Origin of the sequence: Limnohabitans sp. Bal53 (assembly GCF_003063355.1) — a bacterium.
Lineage (GTDB): Bacteria > Pseudomonadota > Gammaproteobacteria > Burkholderiales > Burkholderiaceae_C > Limnohabitans_A.
The window spans coordinates 104,649-122,374 of sequence record NZ_NESH01000004.1; the positions used below are offsets into that span (position 1 = coordinate 104,649).

A 17,726-nucleotide genomic window follows, 5' to 3' on the forward strand; every position below is an offset into this window, starting at 1 on the left:
CCTATGTCCAACCCACAAATCGGTCTGCCGAACCGCCATCTGATCTATTTGGTCGAAGACGATGATGACGTAGCGAACGTCGTGATTCGTGAACTTGAATCGTTTGAATTCCTGGTGCAAAGGTTCCAAGACGGTGCTTCCTTTCTCAGAAAGCTGAGGATCGAATGCCCCGATCTCTGCATCCTCGATCTGGGCCTGCCAGACATGGACGGTACTTCGCTCATCAAACAGATCGCCACGTTTGGACAATGCGGCGTCTTGGTGCTCACAGGTCGTTCACACCTCTTTGACAGGGTCATGGGTCTCGAGATGGGGAGCGACGACTACATCTTGAAGCCATTTGAACCACGTGAACTGGTCGCAAGGGTCAGGAGCATCCTGCGCCGAAGTACCGTCGGTGGTCGGGCAAGCAGCACCCAGACCAGGCGCTACGCCAATTTTTTGGGTTGGACGCTCGACTGCGCAGCCAACACACTCAAAGCCCCCGACAAGACCGAACACCTGCTCAGCACGGCAGAAACACAGGTGCTCCGTGAATTTGTCGAGCGCCCCCATCAGATTTTGTCCAGAGAGCAGCTGCTGGGACAGCGAGACCTCTCGCCCTTGGACCGCACCATCGATGTTCGGATCTCACGCATTCGGCGAAAAATTGAAGAAGATGCCAAGAATCCGAAGATCATCAAAACCATCTATGGAGCTGGTTATATGTTCACCGCACAGGTCAGTTGGATCTGAAGCAGCACCCAAGCCAACCAAAGTGATTCCATGACCCCACAAGACATCCTCAGCACCTACGGTCCCCGCGAAGCCATGGAGTACGACGTGGTGATCGTCGGTGGTGGCCCGGCAGGCCTGTCCACCGCCATCCGTTTGAAGCAGCTCGCGGCAGAAAAAGGCAGCGAGATCAACGTTTGCGTGCTTGAAAAAGGCTCAGAGCCGGGCGCCCACATCTTGAGCGGGGCCGTCATGGACCCCAAAGCCTTCACCGAGCTTTTCCCCAACTGGAAAGAACTCGGCGCGCCACTGAACCAACCGGTGACGGGCGACGACCTCTTGATCTTGAGTGAGACCGGTGCCAAGCGCACACCCGATTTCCTGATGCCGCGCAACTTCGACAACCACGGCGCATACGTGATCAGCCTGGGCGCGGTCAGCAAATGGATGGGCGAACAGGCCGAGGCCTTGGGCGTGGAGATTTTCCCCGGCTTCACCGGCGCCGAAGTGCTTTACGACGAAGACGGTTCCGTCAAAGGCGTGGCCACCGGCAACCAGGGTGTGGGCAAAGATGGCGAACCCATGGACAGCTTCCAGATTGGCATGGAGCTGCACGCCAAATACACCGTGTTCGCTGAAGGTGCGCGTGGCCATCTGGGCAAACAGCTCATCGCCAAATACAAGCTCGACGAAGGCACCGATGCACAGACTTTTGCCATCGGCATCAAAGAGCTGTGGGAAGTTCCAGCCGACAAAGCCAAGCCCGGCCTTGTGGTGCACACCGCCGGCTGGCCGCTGAACGACGACGCTTTCGGCGGCGGCTTCCTGTACCACCTCGAGGGCAACAAAGTCACGCTGGGTTATGTCATCGGCCTCGATTACGAGAACCCGTGGATGTCGCCGTTTGAAGAAATGCAGCGCTGGAAAACCCACCCTTCCATCAAGGCCCACATCGAAGGCGGCAAGCGCATCTCTTATGGCGCACGCGCCCTGAACAACGGCACGCCGCAAGCCTTGCCCAAACTTGTGTTCCCAGGCGGCGCCATGGTCGGTTGCAACGCAGGCTTCCTGAACGCAGCCCGCATCAAGGGCAGCCATGCCGCCATCAAGAGCGGCATGCTTTGTGCCGAGGCGGCGTTTGAGGCGGTGGCCGCTGGCCGCCAGGGAGACGAACTGGTTGCTTTCCCCGAAGGCTTCAAGAAGAGCTGGCTGTTTGATGAACTCTGGACCTACCGCAACTTCAAGAACTGGTTCAAGAAGAGCCCGCTCATGGGCAAGCTCATGACCGGCGTGGAACACTGGTTCCTGCCCAAGGTCGGCGTGGCCACCCCACCCTGGACGCTGCACAACACCGTCAAAGACCACACCAAGCTGCGACTGGCTGCCGAGATGCCGCAGATCAGCTACCCCAAGCCCGATGGCAAGCTGACCTTTGACCGTCTCTCCAGCGTCTTTGTCTCCAACACCAACCACGAAGAGCAGCAGCCGGCCCACCTGACGCTGAAAGATGCCAGCGTGCCGGTGAACATCAATCTGGCGAAGTACGCCGGGCCGGAAGCACGCTATTGCCCCGCCGGCGTGTACGAATTTGTGAAAGCAGAAGACAACACCGACCGCCTGCAGATCAACGCGCAAAACTGCGTGCACTGCAAAACCTGCGACATCAAAGACCCCACGCAAAACATCGTCTGGGTCACGCCCGAAGGCGGTGGCGGCCCCAACTACGCAGGCATGTAACGCACAACTTCGTTGCTATCAAGGTCGCAATAGCAGTGAGTGACTGCTTTGGAGAATGAGCAGGTTCTATCGGCCTTCAACCTAGGGCGGCTGCAATCTGAAACTGGTCCTACGCATGGCGATTTCCTGATCGATCGTATGACTGGAAGTGGCCGGAACTTCCATCTCACGGTCAGAGCCGACAGCGGCCATCCGGCCAGGCCGGTAACTGCAGCCGCGCGATCATGCTGTCGACCCTGAGAAGGCATCTGGCCAAGGTGTGCAAACTCGTCTTTGCGGCTTCATTGGCTTGCAAGGTCAGCCGAGACGAATTTGCACGCCCGAGTAGACTCATTGGCGATTCAATCCCGTGGGTCTTCAATGAAATTGATCAGTTTTCAACGCCAATCAACACCACCGGCTCAATTCGCGCAACAGCACCGAATCAATTCATGTGCTGCGGCAAACACCAACCATCCAATTTTGGAATAACCTTGAACCTGCAGACCAACTTCTAATTCAGTGGTACGGCTAAAGGGGGCAGGTCACAATCCCGCTTTTGTGCTGCCAATGGCTGATCGTCTCGAGAAACATCGGCATGGCCTGCGCAATCCGTTGAGGACGATTTTCTTCAGTAACACCCACCACTGAGAACCATTCCTTGCCTCTACCCAGTTGGGGTGGATGCGGCGCGTCGACGCTGACAACGGTCGCCTGCGGTTGAGCCTGTGCCAACGCACGACCAACCGGTGCGAGGTCTCGCGCCGATGAGCCAACACCGTGAAACAACAGAACGAGTTGAGTTGAGGCTTCTGGGTGAGCTATCAGGATTGAGTCTTCATGCATGTTCATTCTCCAAAACTTCCAGTTCTAACTGCAGGCCAAAGACATACGACTCCATCGCGAGCACGCCGTGTCTAATTCCCCCGTTGAGGACGGTCACCGGTCTTTGGGCAGACGCTGCACCAGCAGCTACCAACAACGGCAGGAAGTGCTCAGTCGTGGGATGCGCACGTTTTGCATGCGGTGCAAGTTCTATGGTCTGACCGAGGCGAGTCATATCTCCACTCTGCACCGCTTGCCTTACCCAGGCTGAAAACTCTTTGGCATAGCTCGCCTCTTGCACTTCACCCGTGCGAAATTCGTAGAGGTTGTGCGTGAGACTGCCCGAGCCAACGATCAGCACACCATCCTGGGCCAACGGAGCGAGTGCCTGCCCCAATGCGAATGCTTTAGCCTCGTCGGTATCGAATGGCATCGACACCTGAACCACGGGCACATCGGCTTCGGGGAAGAGATGCATCAATGGCACCCAGGCACCATGGTCCAGGCCGCGACGTAGATCCAGCTGCGCTGTGATGCCCGTTTGAGCAAGTCGCTGCTGGATCTGAACTGCCAATTCAGGCGAGCCAGGAGCGGGGTACTGCAGGTCATAAAGCGCGCGCGGAAAGCCTCCGAAGTCGTGAACCGTCTGGGGCTTCTCAGTGGCCGTGATCTGAACACCTGGTGTCATCCAGTGCGGCGAAACCACCACCACGGCTTTGGGCTTACCAAGAGCCAGGCCCAAGGCACGCAACTGGGCACCCGCCAGACCTGGCTCCATGGCAAAGGTAGGCGCACCGTGCGAGATAAACAAAGAAGGCATCGTGCTCATGTTCAGACTCCAGTTCAAGATGGATCAATGTGTCGGCTCGTTCTTTTTCGCTCTCATTCGCTCTTGGTGCTCAAGACACGATCGACGGATACGCGACCGCCACCAGAGGCAAGCAGCGAAACACTCAGAGCGAACAGCGCCAAGGCGTATTCATAGCCACCTTTGTCAAGGAAGAAACCCTTGCTGAAGTGCACCGCAAAAATGGCAATCAGCATGGCGAAAGCTAGCGCAGCAGCAGCCGGGCGCACCAGCAATCCAATGATGAGCGCTAGGCCGCCAAAGAATTCGGCTGCGCCAGCCAGCAAGGCCATCAGGTAACCTGGGCTCAGGCCAACGGAGTCAAAAAACTGGCCCGTGCCTTCTAAGCCGTAGCCGCCAAAAGCACCAAAGAGTTTTTGTGCGCCATGGGCAACAAAGATGGCACCGCCTGCAAGGCGCAAGGCCAAGGGAGCCAGGCTGTCATCGGTCGAGAGCACGCGCTGCACGATCGAGACAGGTGAAGTGATGTTGAGATTAGTGGTCATGATGTTTCCTTTAATTTGGTTGGGTATGGTTTGAAGTGACAGTTTTTAGGCCTTGCGAATCCAAGTGGGTGCGATGCTGGTACCAAGGCCTGCGCCATAGCCCAAATAAATGTTCAGTCCCGCCAAGGGTTCCAGATAGCGAGCGTTTTTCAGGCCACCCGCGTCGACCACCTGAAAGCCCATGCTTTCAGCCAGCGAAGATGCGGTCTGCTTGGCGCGTGCGCTATCGCTGGCGACAAACACCGAGACCTTCTGGCCTGTGCGGAAATCGGCGCCTTCAGCCATCACTTGGGCAAAGACAGTGTTGAAGGCTTTGACGACTTCGATTTCAGGCACAGCGCGGGCGATTTCTTCGGCTGCGGAGGTGCTGTGACCCAGGGTCAAGCCCATGTAATCGGCCGTCAGCGGGTTCGTGATGTCAATGACCACTTGACCCGACAGGTTGCCCACGCTGTGCAAGGCAGCAACGGCTTGTTCATAAGGGGTTGCAACCACGACAGCGTCCATGCCTTGGGCCGCAACCGCCAAATCCACGGCGCTAGCGCCATGCTCTTTGGCCAGCGCCTGGGCTTTGGCCTGATCGCGACCTGCAACACGGACCTGATGGCCTGCGGCGCTGAGTTGTTTGACGAAGCCTGCGGCCATGTTGCCGCTACCGATAACGAGAACTTTCATGATGTTTCCTTTCTGGGTTGGACCCGCACTGCGGGCATGGACTCAACTGTATTGAGTTCGGAATTAAAGATAAACATGCGATAAATTAATGAACTGTCTAAAATATCGGAACAATGGATAAATATCAGGAAATGCGCGTCTTCTCGGCCGTGGTCGAAGCCTCCAGCTTTGTTGGAGCGGCTGACAGCCTAGATATGTCCAAAGCCGCTGTCTCGCGGTATGTCTCCGAACTTGAGCAGCGACTGGGTGTGCGACTTCTGCATCGCACCACCCGCAGGCTCTCGCTGACGCCCGAGGGGGAGGTTTTTTTGGCTCGCTGTCGCGAAATCCTTTCAAGCATTGAAGCCTCCGAGGTCGAGATCACCACACGCAGCGTTTCTGTCAGCGGCTTGCTGAAAGTGAGCGTGCCTGTCAGCTTCGGTATCCGGCACATGGCGCCCTTGTGGCCAGATTTTTTAGACCTTCACCCTCAGCTCAACCTGGACGTCCAGCTCGCCGATCGATTGATTGATCTGGTTGATGAAGGTTTTGATCTAGCTATTCGTATCGCGCGCTTAGAAGACTCCAGCTTGATCTCGCGCCAGATCGCAGCTACGCGGCTGGTGCTGTGTGCGGCGCCCTCGTATTTAGAGCGCAGAGGTGTGCCTGCGCATCCCTCTGATTTAGCTACACACGATGTGGTGGGCTACAGCCTCCTGGCCACAGGTGATCAGTGGCAGTTTGAAGGACCTGATGGGCCAGTGAGCGTGAAGGTACGCCCTCGGTTTTGGTCAAACAACGGCGACAGCTGCATCGCCGCTTGTGTGCAGGGAGCAGGCATCCAGCTTCAGCCGACATTTTTGATTGACGAAGAGCTGCGACGCGGTGCGCTTGTGGAAGTCCTGCCACAGTACCAGGCAGCAACGCTGGGGATTTACGCGGTCTATCCCACACGAAAGTTTGTGCTGCCAAAGGTGAGGGCTCTCATTGAGTTTCTTGATGAGAGGCTCAAAGCAGCGCCATGGACAGTTATTTAATTCGAAGCCAGCTGCTGTGGGGGTTCACAAAATTCAAGTCTTATGAGCAGTCTTTCGTAAATGTCTGCACTTGGCCGAGGGCAGTCGGTTGAGCGGCAAAAGTAAAGACGGTTCTCGCTGCCTTTGAGTCAGTCGCCATCACTATCCTTTTACAGTCTTACGAAATCCGTAACCGCTGCTCCTCCCACAGCGCAGGCGGATCCACCGCAAGATCAAACAGCGTCAGGTGGTCCGGCAGCGCGTCCTCCAGAATCGGCTCGACGATGTCAGGTGCCAGCGTTGTCAGGTTCACCATCCTGCTCACGTAGCTGTTGTCGACACCCTCCAGCGCTGCAATTTCAGTTAGGTTCTTTACCTTGCAGGACTCAAGCATGGCCAGCCACCGGTGGCCCCTAGCCAGCGCCAGTTGCAGCGGTGTGGCCGCCACGTCCCATGGCCTCAGCAGTTTGCCCGGCTGCCCTGATTGCCCGTTAGGCAGCGTCATTTGTTTGCGCCCGCTGCGGCGCTTGATCTGAATCGGTACCGAAAGCGTGATCCGTCCGTCGCTGGACTGGATCACTTCCGTGGTGCCAGTGGATCTGATTTGAATCTCGCTCATGCCATGGCCTCCGCTGCCAATTCCATGGCTGGCTCGGGTTGCAGTTTCTTGTGATGCAACTCAAGCACCAGTCGCTGGATACCTGTGGGATGCAAATCCATCGACATGTTGTTGGGCGAGACATTCACCTGGCGGACCAGCAATCGCACAATCCGCATCTGCTCGGCAGGGAACAATTGGTCCCAGACATCATCAAGCCGCTTCATGGCCACTGTGACGATGGCCTCGTCCAAGGTTGGGTCATATTTCTGGGCCTGCGGCAGAACCTCTTTAACCACATCCGGCGAGCGCAAATGGCCGCGCAGTTGCTCCAGCACCGCCGACTCCAACTCCGCCGCTGGCATGCGGGGCAGGCCCGATGCACCGGCGTGCTCCTTGATGTCGCGCTGCGGCACGTAATACCGGTAGCGGCGACCGTTTTGTTTAGCAGTTTGAAATGGCGACATCGCGCGGCCGTCGCTGCCAAAGACGATGCCTTTGAGCAGGTACTGCGTCTTGGCTCTGGTCGTGGTGGCCCGCACCCGGCCATTGGTGCTAAGAATGGCATGGGCATCATCCCAACAGGACTTCGTGATGATCGGCGGGTGCTCCGCCTGATACCAAAGCTCCTTGTGACGCAACTCACCCATGTAGGTGCGGTTGTTCAGGACCTTGTAAATCAGCCCCTTGTCGATCGGCTTGCCCTCCCGGACTCGACCGTCCTGGGTGGTCCAGGCTTTGGATGTCACCCCGTCCAGCCGTAATTCCTTGACCAACTTGGTGGTCGAGCCCAGCTCCACAAATCGCTGGAAGATGTGCGCGATCGTCTTGGCTTCGGCCTCATTGGGAATCAGACGCCGGTTGGCAACGTCATAGCCAATCGGGGGGATGCCGCCCATCCACATCCCCTTGCGCTTGCTGGCGGCAATCTTGTCCCTGATGCGCTCGCCAGTCACCTCGCGCTCGAACTGAGCAAAGGAAAGCAGCACGTTGAGCATCAAGCGGCCCATGCTGGTGGTCGTGTTGAATTGCTGGGTGACCGACACAAAGGACACGCCCTGGCGCTCAAAGACTTCGACCATCTTGGAAAAGTCGGCCAGGCTGAATCGGCCCGGGTTTCGAGGAGGCTGTTTGGTTTAAGTTGTTGTGGCCACTGTTGGCTGCTCCGCCTTATCGGCCAGCGCGTCGAACGCAGCGGCCGTGTAGCCTGTCAGTCGCCAGTGTCTTGATCGGGATGATCGGTTGTGCCCTTTTTCCAGTAGCCGCGTGTGACCAGCTGACGGCAGTCGAGACCGTGCTCAGCCGTCAGCTGCGGAAAAAAAAGCTTAACGGTACTTGTTCACCACAGTCTTTGCTTTCATTTTTAGTTCTTTGCACTTTCTGCTTTTGCAGCGGCTTCGTCCATCTGCTGGGCGAGATCTTCTGGAACTTGGTTGTTCATGGCGACGCCATACAACGCGACCAGCAAGACAACAAGCACCCCGCCGACCCAGGCCGCTGCGCGGTTTTTCATGTGGTTGAGCAAACCTTTGTAATTGAAGCTCAGGTGGGCCACGACCGAGATGATCATGATCAGCCCGAACAGCTTGTGCACAGGGTGCATCTGGATCGTGAACGAAGGTTTTTCGATGAAGAACATCATCAATCCTGAGCTGGACATGGCCAGGAACGAGACAAACAAACCAATAGCGGACAGTTTTCGGAGCATGTGGATCCTTTGTGGAGTGGAGTGGAGTGGAGGGGAGGGAGAAGCGGCTTCAGGCAAAGCTGCCTCAGCCGAAATGCAGTGAGAACTCGGTACCCGGCTCAAGCGTTCGAACCGACAATTGCCAGCCATGGGAAACAGCGATCTCTTTGCAGATGGCCAGGCCCAGCCCGGCCCCTTCATGGCGCCTCTCCGGGCTGCGCCAAAAGCGCTCGAATACCAGCGGCAGATGGTCGTGCGCGATGCCAGGCCCGGCGTCGCACACGGTCAGTGAACCTATGCCCAGGTTGATCGTTACCGTGCTGTCTTGTGGAGAAAATTTCACTGCGTTTTCGAGCAGGTTTTTCAGAAGCACGAAAAGCGCCATGCGATCGCCTTTCGTATACGCGCGAGAATCGTCAAAATTCAGAATCATCCGGATGCCGCGCTTTTCCGCTAGCGGACTCAGGAAGGCCAGCACCTCTTGCGCCAAGCGCAACAGGTGGATGGTTTCGGGTTTGAAATTGCTCGCGTCACTGACTTCGGTCAACAGCAACAGTTGTTGTACCTGCCGTGCGAGGTGGTCCACGTCATCCAGCAATTGCTCGGTTTGCTCGGGGCCACCCATTTCAATCTGCCCCCGCAAAAGTGCCAGCGGTGTTTTCAGCTCATGGGCCGTATCTGCCAGGAAACGTTGCTGGTTGCGAAACCCCGCTTCCAGGCGATCCAGTGCTTCGTTGAACGCATGGACAAGAGGTTGAATTTCGCTGGGCAAATGCTGGTCGCTCAAACGGGATGCGAGCGATTGCGGGCCGATCTGCATGGCTTGGTGGGACGCTTTTCGCAGTGGATGCAACAGGCGCTGAACCGTGAAAACCAGCACCAGGCCCAGCAACAGAATCGACAAACCCACCACGGCCAGTGCTGCGCCCTCCATGTGTTTCGTGGAATAGGCTGTGATCAACGCCATCAGGCGGTGGCTGATGCGGACCGTAACTTTCCAGGTGGTTCCTTGGTGAACGAGGTCCACCGTATGGACATGCATCTGGGGCTGAGCGTTGATTGACGCGGGCTCGAGGGAGCTAGACGCCAGGTACACGCGGCCCGACAAGTCGGCCACCCGGTACGAGAAATCCAGCGGCAACGCCTCGGGCAGCCATGTCAGGTCCCCGCGCACATCCATCCCCGCAGGCGCACCCTGAGCGTCAAAAGCAATGGTTTTGCTGATCGCCCTCGTGGCCTCTTGCGCTTTGTGCGCTTCCACATCGTTCAACAGCAGCCAGAATGCCACGCCCAAAACTCCCAGCGTCAACAACCAGGCGACCAGGTAGGTCACCAGAAGCTTGACGGTGAGGCTCTGGCCCCACTCAGCCTTCCACCACGGCATAGCCGACTCCACGGATGTTGTTGATCAACAGGGTTGATCCCAAATTGTCGAGTTTGCGCCGCAACCGGTGCAAGGCAACGTCCAGCGCATTGGCGGTCACGGCTTCTTGCGCACCCCAGGCCGCCGCCTCCAGGGCGCTGCGCCGAACCGGGGCCCCCTCGCTTTTGAAAAGTGTCAGCATGATCTGCATCTCGGTTCTGGGCAGCGAGCAGGTTGAACTGCCGCAAACCATGACCCCTTGTTCGGGCAGCAGCTGCACGCCACACCACATGGGGCTCAACGCCACCTGGTGTTGTGGCCGCCGAAGCAGTGCGCGAACCCGCGCCACCAACTCTGCCATCGGAAAGGGTTTGCTCAGGTAGTCGTCCGCACCGGCTTCCAGCCCGTCTACTCTGTCGTGCAAGGCGTCGCGCGCCGTCAGGATCAGGCAGGGCGTGAACCTTTGTGCGGTCCGCAGCCGGCGAACCAGGTCGAGACCGTCGCCGTCGGGCAGGCCTCGGTCAATGATCACGGCGGCGTAGTCCACGGCATGCAACGCGGTCCACGCTTCGCTTGCGCGCTCGACAACGTCGCAGGCCAGGCCTGCGCCTTCGAGCGCGTGGCGCACCAAAGCGGCAAGACGGGTGTGATCTTCCAGCAGGAGTACACGGTGCATGGGCAGCGACAATGGGTCAGAACTGGTGCACGTAGGCCACGAACACGGTCGATACGCCGTTGCGGTCCACCAGCGGGCTGTCTTTGATACTCGAGCCCAATAAGGTGTGTTTCACGTCCATCATCAACATGTGCCCAGGCGCCAGGTTGGTTTTCAGTCGCAGTCCCAGCTCGGTATTCACCGTTGAGGTGCCGGTGTAAGCGGCCCGCCCGGTTTTCGCTTCGCCTGCGCCCACGCCGTAGTAATAGTCGACATACGAGCTGTCGAGCCAAGTCAGGGCGAGGTGGGGTTCAAGGCGCACCCGGTTGCCCAGGCCAAAACTCTTGGAGGCTTCCAGTTCGAGTTGTTGCCCACGGCTCTTGTTGGATGCATCGCCCAATGCGGTTGCGGACAATTCGGCCCAAGGCGTGTCCCACTTCGCTTTGGCGCCCAGCCAAAAACCGCCTTCGCGCTCGGCCATACCTTGCAACTCGGTGGCGTCGCTGGCTTTGTAGCCATTTTCGTCGTACTTGGCTGTCAGCGCGAAAGACACAGGGCCGGCAGACGGCAGTTTGAGGTCGAGATTGGGGCCAAACACGCGCACATAGCTGTTTTCAAACATGAACATCGGAACCACCTTGGTGTCGGTGCCCACGCCGCGGTAGGCCGAGACCTCACTGACCACCCCCAGGCCCAATCCCATGCGAGAACCCTCTCCCTCGCCGTGGTCCGGGCCGTCTGCCCAGGCCGGGGCAGCTGCGAGACACAGTGCAAAGGTGGTGGCGCAGAGGCAAGGGAAGCGAAGTGTTGAGTTCATGGGAAAACGATTTTGAATGAAGAGGGTGCTGATGCTAAGTTCGCCCGTCTTACCTGACTGTTACTGGGCAAGGCAGTAGTTGAATTGGGTGTATCCCTTATGGCACAACCGGGCGCATGGGGTATTGCCCTTTTGCTCCGTCTGCGCCGATACCTATAGGTTTTTGCAGTCTTTCCTGTGCCACTGTTCTGGGTATGGTCGCCGTGTCCAACTCATAAAATTTAAACAATGGAGCCGGGTCGTTGTTGATGGTCTTTAACCACGCTGGCCATGCCGGGTCATTAAGTATCGGGTGTTGGTGGTATTCCAAAGTTGCGATAACTGATGCCGCCATCTCGTTTATGTGCTGTTTTTTGACCTTCCATGTCAGTGGTGGTGTGAAACCTATAGGTTTTGCAGCTTGTGCTATCAGCACTTTGTTCAGATTTGTTTGAGTGTTGTTGTGTAACTTTCCGCCGTGATAAGCGCCGCCCTTTATCGGAGATACAAGAATATGAATGTGCGGCTGTTCTTGGTCACGATGAACTGTCGCACTCAGGATGTTGTCGGCCCCATAGATGCCTTTGAAACATTCCACCATGACACTGAAAAACCCCCGTTCTTCTTGTCCTGGTGCAAGGCTCAGTAGGTGTTCACTTGCTTGAACATAGTCCTTTCGCTGTTTTGAAGGGTCTTCGCCCGCCGTCGCAAACAACTGATTGTTCAGAATGACCACTTCACTGGCCTTGTCGGGTCCTGCCAGAATTTCATTCAGGTGTGAGCGTGTTGGGTCTAGTTTGCCGTAATCAGCGCCGTTTTCGGCTTGAATTTCGCGCAAGTTATGCCGTGCCGCCATTCGTAGGGTTTGGGGTTTTCGTTTAATCCCTGTATGCGGGTCTTTGCGCTCAGACAGGCCAATCCCCTTGACCTCGTAGATGTAGGTATTGGGGCCGCTCATGTTGTGCGCTCCAGCTTGGCCAGCAGGTCACGCGCCCGACTAATGTTGTCGGGCTTGGTATTCAGCCAATATCGGCAAACGCTCACCGTTGCCGCTCCGCGCAGGCATGAAACCCTTTCACGCTCTCGATCGATCACAACTCCATGCCCGTTTTGCAGCGTGCTGACGGTTGTATTTAGGCAGTGGTCGTGATGGTGTTCGGCCTCAAATGTGTTTAGACTTCGGCCGCTAACCAATAAGGTCAAAATCGTCGCCAGCTTTGTTTTTTTTGGCGTGTGTAACCCTGACCTTTCGGTCATGAATTTGTTGCTCATGGAATTGCCCTCGGTTAGATGCTGCTTGATTCAATGCGAGATTGAATCCAGTCGTTAACCGTTGTTTCGGGCCATGCCACACGCCGACCGCTGATCTTGATGGGCGAGGGAAATTCCCCTTTTGCGATCATTGCGTAAAGGCTTGAGCGACTCAGGGTTGTGCGAGTTTGAACGCTTTGGCGGGATAAAAGGGTGATTGTTATCGGATTCATAAAATTCCTTAAAAAGTTCTAAGGGTTTTCAAATTACCCATATGATCCGAAACAATCTAAAATCAAACTGCTCACAAGCGGTTCGAGATGTTGTTTCGAATCTGGATGCGGGACCACTTGCCGGTGGTCACCGCTCCTTTTTATATGGCTCTTGTCAGCCCATAAAAGTAGCTGACGGAATTAATTCTATCTTCCCTACCATATTTGTCTAGAAGATAAAACTGTGGATAACCCTTGGTTTCTATATTTTTTTCTTGTATCAATAGTATTTTTAATTCATTATTGTTTTATAGGGGCGTCTAGGCTGCCCGTGCCAATGTCACCACATTGACGGGTTTGTTTATTAGCAACTCTAAACGCACTCCTAGTTTCGTCCAGGCTTCACGCATAGGGGCTTCATATTGCGCCCGTTGGTAAATGCGCTTAACTTTGTTTTGTTCGGTGTGATTCAGGCATCGATCAATCACTTCAGGCAAAACATTCAAATCACCCATTAAGGTGGCAGCTGTTCTCCGTAAGTCGTGAGGAGTCCACTTGCCTCCTGCCAGCGCCAGCGCGTTGGTTTGCTTGGTGCGGCCACTCATACGTTCAATATCACCACGCTGCCTATCTGCCACCTGCTTAGAAACGGTCTTTAGGTCGACAGGCCCATTTAAGCGGGCGTTTGGGAAAACCCATTGTGTCGCACCGCTGTTCTGGTGTAAGGCCTCGAACGCCCTCAGAGCCATGTCGTTCAGATGTATGACATGGCGTTTGCCATTTTTTGTAAACCTTCCAGCGGCTGATACTTCAGGCTGAGTCCATGTTCTTCGCTGAAAATCAACATGTTGCCAATGTGCCTTTAGTGTTTCGCCAATGCGACTCCCGGTGGATATGGCAATGAGGAGGGCGTTTTGTGATGTTTCCGTAAGACCTGAAAAGGGCAATAGTTTAAAAAACTGTACCAGCTCAGCCTCAGATAAAACCCGGTCACGTTCGACGCTGCCGCCGATCTTATGTTTCTTGATGCGAGCAGTTGGGTCGACCTCGATATGGTCGCGGTCCAATGCAAAGCCAAAAAGCTGGCGCAGGTCGCTGAAAACCCTTTCGGTCATGCGCTTAACGCCACGGCTCAGCATGGTGTCGATGATGCTTTGAATGTGTGATTTGTTAACGTCAGTCGCTGCCAATTCACCAATTAAGGGGAAAACGTCACGCTCAAATGCCCTCGTGGCCTCGCTGCCCCGGTCTTGGCGCTTCTTTAAGTCTGTGTGTTGCCAAAGTTCAAACAAGCCCCTGACGGTCATTCTGGCGTCTTTGGCTGCGAGTTCTTGCAGGCGGGTGATTTGAGTTTGCTTGGCTTCGATCTGATCCGCTTGTTTTTTTAGGCGGGCAGCTTCTTTTTCTGTGATTGGGTCTTTGCCATCGGCTCTGTCGGTGGCTAGGCGGTTTTTGATTTCCCGAATTTCCTTGAGTGACTTTCCGCCCGACTCTTTCCATGTTCCAATGGCCACCTGTCGGACCTTCCCATGTATCTTGTACCTCCACACCACATGAACACTGATTGCTCCGTCTTGGACTGCTCTGACCGAGCCGTAAAGGGATTCCCCCATGCTAATGCGCTGACCGTTTTGACGTTCGGTCAGTGCTTGTAGTTCTTTGACCGTTATAAGCGCCATAGTCACCCCCTTGGAAATTTAGCCACACTGTTAGCCACACCGCTGGACAGGCTTTCAGTGTACTTCTTGGAACAATCATGGACAAATGTTTTTCTTTGAATCTGCCTAAGTCATTGATTTTTCGGAGTTTTTTGTGGATAACTCAGAGTACTAAAACTTCTGTGGAAGCTCTGTTACTTGCATGGGGTGCAAGGGGTCGCGAGTTCGAATCCCGCCACGCCGACCATTTATCTTTGAAATCAACGGGTTACAGCTCACAAAGTTGTAACCCGTTTTTCATGGTGTGTCAGCCCATACCGATGCTGCTTCTCCTGGTCCGAACCACCCGAGTGAACCCATGAACAGACCCATACTGGCCGAATCGGCCATCCATCCTGCCATCCGACAACGCATTGCCGAACACCACCAGCGGGTGATCGAGCGGGTGCAAACCGCCGTCGCCCAGCACGCCCTGGTGGTCGTGGGCTTGTCAGGAAATCCTTTTGTCGGCAAAGCCCGCAAAGCATTGACCGCAGCGGGCGTGGCGCATGAATACATTGAGTTGGGCAGCTATTTTTCGCAATGGCGTTTGCGCAATGCCTTGAAGATGTGGACCGGCTGGCCCACTTTTCCGATGGTCTTTGTTCGTGGCACTTTAATCGGCGGTGCCGATGACCTGCGCCGCCTGATTGACAGCGGCGAATTTCAGACTTTGCTGCAAGCCTGAAGTTCATGGCGGCCAGCGCAAAACCCGAGTTCTGGCGCACCGAGGTGGGCGATGCGGTGGCCGTGCTCAACATTCCCGGCGCATTGAAGCGGCCACGCACGTTCGACATCGATGTGAGCCTTGTGGTGCTCGTACCCGAAGACCATGCACAGGCTTGGCACGAAGTGACGCTGGAGATCGACGGCAAACGGCAGTGGCACAGGCGCATCGCCAGCAACTGTCCGGGCCAGACCGATGGACTCGATTACCACTGCCGCGTGGTGCTCGAAGCCGGTCCGGCCTTGCGCATCCGCGCAGTGGCTGGCACCCGGGGCTCGGTGGTGCAGCGCTTGCAGATCGAAGCGAGAGAGGATCTTTAGCCTCAGCCAATCACCGCCAACTCGCGCAATGGGCTGTTTTGCAGCAGCCGCTCAAAGCCCAGTTCATCGACGGCTATGGTGATCGCCTTTCCCTGCAGCATCCATTCGGCCAGAGCCAACCCTGCCCCTGCCGCATGCTGCATGCCGTGGCCTGAAAAACCGTTGATGAAAAACAGGTTGCGCAGCTCTGGGTGTGGGCCGATCACGGCGTTGTGATCGAAGGTATTCATCTCGTAGTAACCCGCCCAAGCCCGCTCCACCCGCAGGGCCGCCAGGGCAGGAATGCGGTGTGCCAGCGAGGCCCATTGTTCGTCGTTCCATTCGCTCCAGTCGGGGTCGAGCGGCAGGCCAGGCAGGGTGTGTTTGGGCTCTGCGCCGCTGATCAAAAACCGGCCCTCAGGTCGCAGCCACCAACCTTCGGGGTCGATCAACAAGGGGCACAACGGCAGCGGCTCGGGGCAAGACAGCACAAACACCGTTCGCCTCGCTGCCTCGATGGGCAGCTGCACCCCGGCCATGGCAGCCACCTCACCGGCCCAAGGCCCCGCTGCATTCACCACTTGGCCGCAGGGCAAGAGGCTGCCACTGGCCAGCCGCACCGCCTTGATTTGCGTGTGGGTGTGCTCCAGGCCCACCACCCGGTCGTGCAAGCGCTGCACACCTTGGGCCATGGCTTTTTTTAAGAACGCTTGGTGCAGGGCAGGGCCATCAAACCAGCCCTCACCGCTCAGGCCCAGACTGCCCAAGGCCACATCGTCCACGTTGAGCCAAGGGAAGCGCTGGCGCAAGGCCTCGGGGCCCAACAAGGCCACATCGGCTCCGGCCTGTTTTTGAATCTGGTGTGCCGTGTGCAGGGCGGCCGTTTGCTCGGGCTGGGCCAGGTACAAATAGCCAGGTTCTTGTAAGCCCAGCGCCACCGGGTGGTCGGGCAGGTCCAGGTGCTGATCGGCCTCACGCAAAAAAGCGATGCCGTATTGACTCAGGCGGATGTTCACGGGGCAGGTGAATTGCTGGCGGATAGAGCTGGCCGACAGCGACGAGGAAGCTTTTTCGTAACGCGTATCCGTCTCGACCAGCGTGACCTGCAACCCAGGCTGCAAACGGGTTAACCAATAGGCCGTGGCTGCGCCCATCACGCCGCTGCCTACGATCACCACATCGGCCACTGTTTTAGGAGTGTTCATCGGTGATCTTTTTCAGGGGGGTGTTGTGCGCTCAAAGTGCGCGAATTGGTCATATGACAGTTGCTGTGTTGATCAGGGAGATGTGGCCTCAAGGCATCCGATGACAAATGGGTTCCAAAGGCAACAAGTTACGGATGTTACATGGGGCCTCATGGATGGCAGCAAATGATAAAAGTGATAATAAAGGCGACCAATCAGCAGATTTGCAGTGGTTGGTCATTTTTTCCCGGTTTGGACATCATGACAAAAACTTCACTCATCGCTATTTTGTGTGCCGTGGCACTGACCGGTTGCGCGACAGTTGACGTGCGCGTGTCGAGCAAAGGTCCTTCTTATGGGGATGCGACCTTGATTCAGCCAGACATCCTGTATCAAGAAACACCTCAATCGCGATCGGTGATTGTGGGCTCGCAGGTGTATGCAACGGTGAACAGCTGCTCGCTCATCCAACGCTACCGCATCCGTACCAACACCGACTTCACATCGGCTTTGAACTTGTTCAAAAACCGGGCTCACATGATGGGGGGGAAATGGGTCACGGTGGTGCACCACTCTGAAGTGGACAGCATTGAGAGCGCCTACATCACGGGCAACCAGGAAATCATCTTGCGTGAAGGCACAGATCTCGGCAGTTCCCGGTACTTGACCACGATCGTGGGGGACATCTATGACTGTCCTTGCAACATCACCACCTGCTCGGGCCGTTAAACCATCCGGAAGATGCGCCAGCCGTCGTGCATCTTGCGGATACCGAACTTCCAGCACAAACGATTGCGCTTGACGAACTGAATGGCTGCGATGCGTGCGTTTTCAGCCAATTTGAAATCGTCAAAAAACAAGCTGTCGCCGATTTCCATGCCGTGAAACACATACCTGTGTCGAACAGGGATGTCGAATTTTTCAGGCGATTTGGTGATGGTCAGCATGGGCTTGATGAAGCGATTCATGAAGAATCGAC

At 56.3% G+C, this 17,726-nt stretch carries 23 protein-coding genes; 7 read left to right on the forward strand and 16 right to left on the reverse strand.

The features are described from left to right. Positions 1-3: 3 nt before the first annotated feature. The 3 genes from B9Z50_RS11820 (at position 4) to B9Z50_RS17615 (ending at position 2,948) form a co-directional block, all read left to right on the forward strand. Positions 4-735, forward strand: coding sequence for a response regulator transcription factor (locus B9Z50_RS11820; protein WP_108364602.1), 732 nt, complete (start codon positions 4-6; stop codon positions 733-735). 30 nt (positions 736-765) lie between these two features. Beyond that, on the forward strand, positions 766-2,451 hold the full coding sequence (locus B9Z50_RS11825) for an electron transfer flavoprotein-ubiquinone oxidoreductase (RefSeq protein ID WP_108364604.1): 1,686 nt from the start codon (positions 766-768) through the stop codon (positions 2,449-2,451). A 224-nt stretch (positions 2,452-2,675) separates the two neighbouring features. Then, entirely contained in the window at positions 2,676-2,948 is a 273-nt protein-coding gene (locus B9Z50_RS17615; protein WP_158270667.1) for a hypothetical protein, read from the forward strand. Positions 2,949-2,961: 13 nt separating this feature from the next. Here the strand turns inward: B9Z50_RS17615 and B9Z50_RS11830 are convergent, their stop codons facing one another. Genes B9Z50_RS11830 through B9Z50_RS11845 form a run of 4 tightly spaced genes read right to left on the reverse strand, consistent with a single transcriptional unit; the run spans position 2,962 to position 5,283 of the window. Then, positions 2,962-3,276, reverse strand: a complete 315-nt coding sequence (locus tag B9Z50_RS11830) for a hypothetical protein (protein ID WP_158270668.1) — start codon at positions 3,274-3,276, stop codon at positions 2,962-2,964. Continuing rightward, positions 3,269-4,084, reverse strand: coding sequence for a dioxygenase (locus B9Z50_RS11835; protein ID WP_108364608.1), 816 nt, complete (start codon positions 4,082-4,084; stop codon positions 3,269-3,271). The genes B9Z50_RS11830 and B9Z50_RS11835 overlap by 8 nt, the downstream gene beginning before the upstream one ends. Positions 4,085-4,137: 53 nt before the next feature. After that, positions 4,138-4,608, reverse strand: coding sequence for a DoxX family protein (locus tag B9Z50_RS11840; RefSeq protein ID WP_108364610.1), 471 nt, complete (start codon positions 4,606-4,608; stop codon positions 4,138-4,140). A 45-nt stretch (positions 4,609-4,653) separates the two neighbouring features. Then, positions 4,654-5,283, reverse strand: coding sequence for an NADPH-dependent F420 reductase (locus tag B9Z50_RS11845; protein WP_108364612.1), 630 nt, complete (start codon positions 5,281-5,283; stop codon positions 4,654-4,656). Positions 5,284-5,396: 113 nt separating this feature from the next. On the opposite strand from B9Z50_RS11845, the gene B9Z50_RS11850 reads away from it, so the two are divergent. Continuing rightward, complete coding sequence (locus tag B9Z50_RS11850; protein ID WP_108364614.1) at positions 5,397-6,299, forward strand: LysR family transcriptional regulator; 903 nt, start codon at positions 5,397-5,399, stop codon at positions 6,297-6,299. 157 nt (positions 6,300-6,456) lie between these two features. Here B9Z50_RS11850 and B9Z50_RS11855 read toward each other — a convergent pair whose 3' ends face one another. The 10 genes from B9Z50_RS11855 to B9Z50_RS11895 form a co-directional block, all read right to left on the reverse strand. Beyond that, positions 6,457-6,897: a LacI family transcriptional regulator gene (locus B9Z50_RS11855; protein WP_108364616.1), complete on the reverse strand. Its 441-nt coding sequence runs from the start codon at positions 6,895-6,897 to the stop codon at positions 6,457-6,459. After that, positions 6,894-7,976, reverse strand: coding sequence for a recombinase family protein (locus B9Z50_RS11860; RefSeq protein WP_255418379.1), 1,083 nt, complete (start codon positions 7,974-7,976; stop codon positions 6,894-6,896). The genes B9Z50_RS11855 and B9Z50_RS11860 overlap by 4 nt, the downstream gene beginning before the upstream one ends. Before the next feature lie 263 nt (positions 7,977-8,239). Next, on the reverse strand, positions 8,240-8,584 hold the full coding sequence (locus tag B9Z50_RS11865; RefSeq protein ID WP_108364618.1) for a DUF4405 domain-containing protein: 345 nt from the start codon (positions 8,582-8,584) through the stop codon (positions 8,240-8,242). A 64-nt stretch (positions 8,585-8,648) separates the two neighbouring features. Further along, a complete protein-coding gene (locus tag B9Z50_RS11870; RefSeq protein WP_108364620.1) occupies positions 8,649-9,947 on the reverse strand; it encodes a HAMP domain-containing sensor histidine kinase in 1,299 nt (432 codons plus the stop codon). Beyond that, positions 9,928-10,602 carry a response regulator transcription factor gene (locus B9Z50_RS11875; RefSeq protein ID WP_108364622.1) on the reverse strand — a complete coding sequence of 225 codons (675 nt, stop codon included), beginning with the start codon at positions 10,600-10,602 and terminating at the stop codon, positions 9,928-9,930. The genes B9Z50_RS11870 and B9Z50_RS11875 overlap by 20 nt, the downstream gene beginning before the upstream one ends. A gap of 16 nt (positions 10,603-10,618) precedes the next feature. Continuing rightward, positions 10,619-11,398 carry a MipA/OmpV family protein gene (locus B9Z50_RS11880; protein ID WP_108364624.1) on the reverse strand — a complete coding sequence of 260 codons (780 nt, stop codon included), beginning with the start codon at positions 11,396-11,398 and terminating at the stop codon, positions 10,619-10,621. Between the two features lie 97 nt (positions 11,399-11,495). After that, positions 11,496-12,335, reverse strand: coding sequence for a plasmid recombination protein (locus B9Z50_RS11885; RefSeq protein WP_108364626.1), 840 nt, complete (start codon positions 12,333-12,335; stop codon positions 11,496-11,498). Beyond that, positions 12,332-12,649 carry a hypothetical protein gene (locus B9Z50_RS17455; protein WP_146183200.1) on the reverse strand — a complete coding sequence of 106 codons (318 nt, stop codon included), beginning with the start codon at positions 12,647-12,649 and terminating at the stop codon, positions 12,332-12,334. The genes B9Z50_RS11885 and B9Z50_RS17455 overlap by 4 nt, the downstream gene beginning before the upstream one ends. Positions 12,650-12,663: 14 nt before the next feature. Continuing rightward, entirely contained in the window at positions 12,664-12,861 is a 198-nt protein-coding gene (locus B9Z50_RS18165; protein WP_108364628.1) for an AlpA family transcriptional regulator, read from the reverse strand. Positions 12,862-13,160: 299 nt separating this feature from the next. Then, entirely contained in the window at positions 13,161-14,519 is a 1,359-nt protein-coding gene (locus tag B9Z50_RS11895) for a site-specific integrase (protein WP_108364630.1), read from the reverse strand. 337 nt (positions 14,520-14,856) lie between these two features. Between B9Z50_RS11895 and B9Z50_RS11900 the strand changes: the two genes are divergently transcribed. Both B9Z50_RS11900 and B9Z50_RS11905 read left to right on the forward strand, forming a co-directional pair. Beyond that, positions 14,857-15,225: a glutaredoxin domain-containing protein gene (locus B9Z50_RS11900; protein ID WP_108364632.1), complete on the forward strand. Its 369-nt coding sequence runs from the start codon at positions 14,857-14,859 to the stop codon at positions 15,223-15,225. Positions 15,226-15,230: 5 nt separating this feature from the next. Next, entirely contained in the window at positions 15,231-15,584 is a 354-nt protein-coding gene (locus tag B9Z50_RS11905) for a hypothetical protein (RefSeq protein WP_108364634.1), read from the forward strand. A 2-nt stretch (positions 15,585-15,586) separates the two neighbouring features. On the opposite strand, the gene B9Z50_RS11910 is transcribed toward B9Z50_RS11905, so the two are convergent. Then, positions 15,587-16,768, reverse strand: coding sequence for an FAD-binding oxidoreductase (locus B9Z50_RS11910; protein WP_108364636.1), 1,182 nt, complete (start codon positions 16,766-16,768; stop codon positions 15,587-15,589). A 240-nt stretch (positions 16,769-17,008) separates the two neighbouring features. Between B9Z50_RS11910 and B9Z50_RS11915 the strand changes: the two genes are divergently transcribed. Beyond that, complete coding sequence (locus B9Z50_RS11915) at positions 17,009-17,476, forward strand: hypothetical protein (protein WP_146183201.1); 468 nt, start codon at positions 17,009-17,011, stop codon at positions 17,474-17,476. On the opposite strand, the gene B9Z50_RS11920 is transcribed toward B9Z50_RS11915, so the two are convergent. Further along, the gene (locus B9Z50_RS11920; protein WP_108364640.1) at positions 17,473-17,715 is read right to left on the reverse strand and encodes a hypothetical protein; all 243 of its coding nucleotides are present in this window, start codon (positions 17,713-17,715) and stop codon (positions 17,473-17,475) included. The genes B9Z50_RS11915 and B9Z50_RS11920 overlap by 4 nt on opposite strands. Positions 17,716-17,726 lie beyond the last annotated feature (11 nt).

What these genes read in the sequence shown, in the direction of transcription:
- B9Z50_RS11820 (WP_108364602.1), top strand. Translation starts at nt 4, where the DNA reads ATGTCCAACCCACAAATCGGTCTGCCGAACCGCCATCTGATCTATTTG.
- B9Z50_RS11825 (WP_108364604.1), top strand. Translation starts at nt 766, where the DNA reads ATGACCCCACAAGACATCCTCAGCACCTACGGTCCCCGCGAAGCCATG.
- B9Z50_RS17615 (WP_158270667.1), top strand. Translation starts at nt 2,676, where the DNA reads ATGCTGTCGACCCTGAGAAGGCATCTGGCCAAGGTGTGCAAACTCGTC.
- B9Z50_RS11830 (WP_158270668.1), bottom strand. Translation starts at nt 3,276, where the DNA reads ATGCATGAAGACTCAATCCTGATAGCTCACCCAGAAGCCTCAACTCAA.
- B9Z50_RS11835 (WP_108364608.1), bottom strand. Translation starts at nt 4,084, where the DNA reads ATGAGCACGATGCCTTCTTTGTTTATCTCGCACGGTGCGCCTACCTTT.
- B9Z50_RS11840 (WP_108364610.1), bottom strand. Translation starts at nt 4,608, where the DNA reads ATGACCACTAATCTCAACATCACTTCACCTGTCTCGATCGTGCAGCGC.
- B9Z50_RS11845 (WP_108364612.1), bottom strand. Translation starts at nt 5,283, where the DNA reads ATGAAAGTTCTCGTTATCGGTAGCGGCAACATGGCCGCAGGCTTCGTC.
- B9Z50_RS11850 (WP_108364614.1), top strand. Translation starts at nt 5,397, where the DNA reads ATGGATAAATATCAGGAAATGCGCGTCTTCTCGGCCGTGGTCGAAGCC.
- B9Z50_RS11855 (WP_108364616.1), bottom strand. Translation starts at nt 6,897, where the DNA reads ATGAGCGAGATTCAAATCAGATCCACTGGCACCACGGAAGTGATCCAG.
- B9Z50_RS11865 (WP_108364618.1), bottom strand. Translation starts at nt 8,584, where the DNA reads ATGCTCCGAAAACTGTCCGCTATTGGTTTGTTTGTCTCGTTCCTGGCC.
- B9Z50_RS11870 (WP_108364620.1), bottom strand. Translation starts at nt 9,947, where the DNA reads ATGCCGTGGTGGAAGGCTGAGTGGGGCCAGAGCCTCACCGTCAAGCTT.
- B9Z50_RS11875 (WP_108364622.1), bottom strand. Translation starts at nt 10,602, where the DNA reads ATGCACCGTGTACTCCTGCTGGAAGATCACACCCGTCTTGCCGCTTTG.
- B9Z50_RS11880 (WP_108364624.1), bottom strand. Translation starts at nt 11,398, where the DNA reads ATGAACTCAACACTTCGCTTCCCTTGCCTCTGCGCCACCACCTTTGCA.
- B9Z50_RS11885 (WP_108364626.1), bottom strand. Translation starts at nt 12,335, where the DNA reads ATGAGCGGCCCCAATACCTACATCTACGAGGTCAAGGGGATTGGCCTG.
- B9Z50_RS17455 (WP_146183200.1), bottom strand. Translation starts at nt 12,649, where the DNA reads ATGAGCAACAAATTCATGACCGAAAGGTCAGGGTTACACACGCCAAAA.
- B9Z50_RS18165 (WP_108364628.1), bottom strand. Translation starts at nt 12,861, where the DNA reads ATGAATCCGATAACAATCACCCTTTTATCCCGCCAAAGCGTTCAAACT.
- B9Z50_RS11895 (WP_108364630.1), bottom strand. Translation starts at nt 14,519, where the DNA reads ATGGCGCTTATAACGGTCAAAGAACTACAAGCACTGACCGAACGTCAA.
- B9Z50_RS11900 (WP_108364632.1), top strand. Translation starts at nt 14,857, where the DNA reads ATGAACAGACCCATACTGGCCGAATCGGCCATCCATCCTGCCATCCGA.
- B9Z50_RS11905 (WP_108364634.1), top strand. Translation starts at nt 15,231, where the DNA reads ATGGCGGCCAGCGCAAAACCCGAGTTCTGGCGCACCGAGGTGGGCGAT.
- B9Z50_RS11910 (WP_108364636.1), bottom strand. Translation starts at nt 16,768, where the DNA reads ATGAACACTCCTAAAACAGTGGCCGATGTGGTGATCGTAGGCAGCGGC.
- B9Z50_RS11915 (WP_146183201.1), top strand. Translation starts at nt 17,009, where the DNA reads ATGACAAAAACTTCACTCATCGCTATTTTGTGTGCCGTGGCACTGACC.
- B9Z50_RS11920 (WP_108364640.1), bottom strand. Translation starts at nt 17,715, where the DNA reads ATGAATCGCTTCATCAAGCCCATGCTGACCATCACCAAATCGCCTGAA.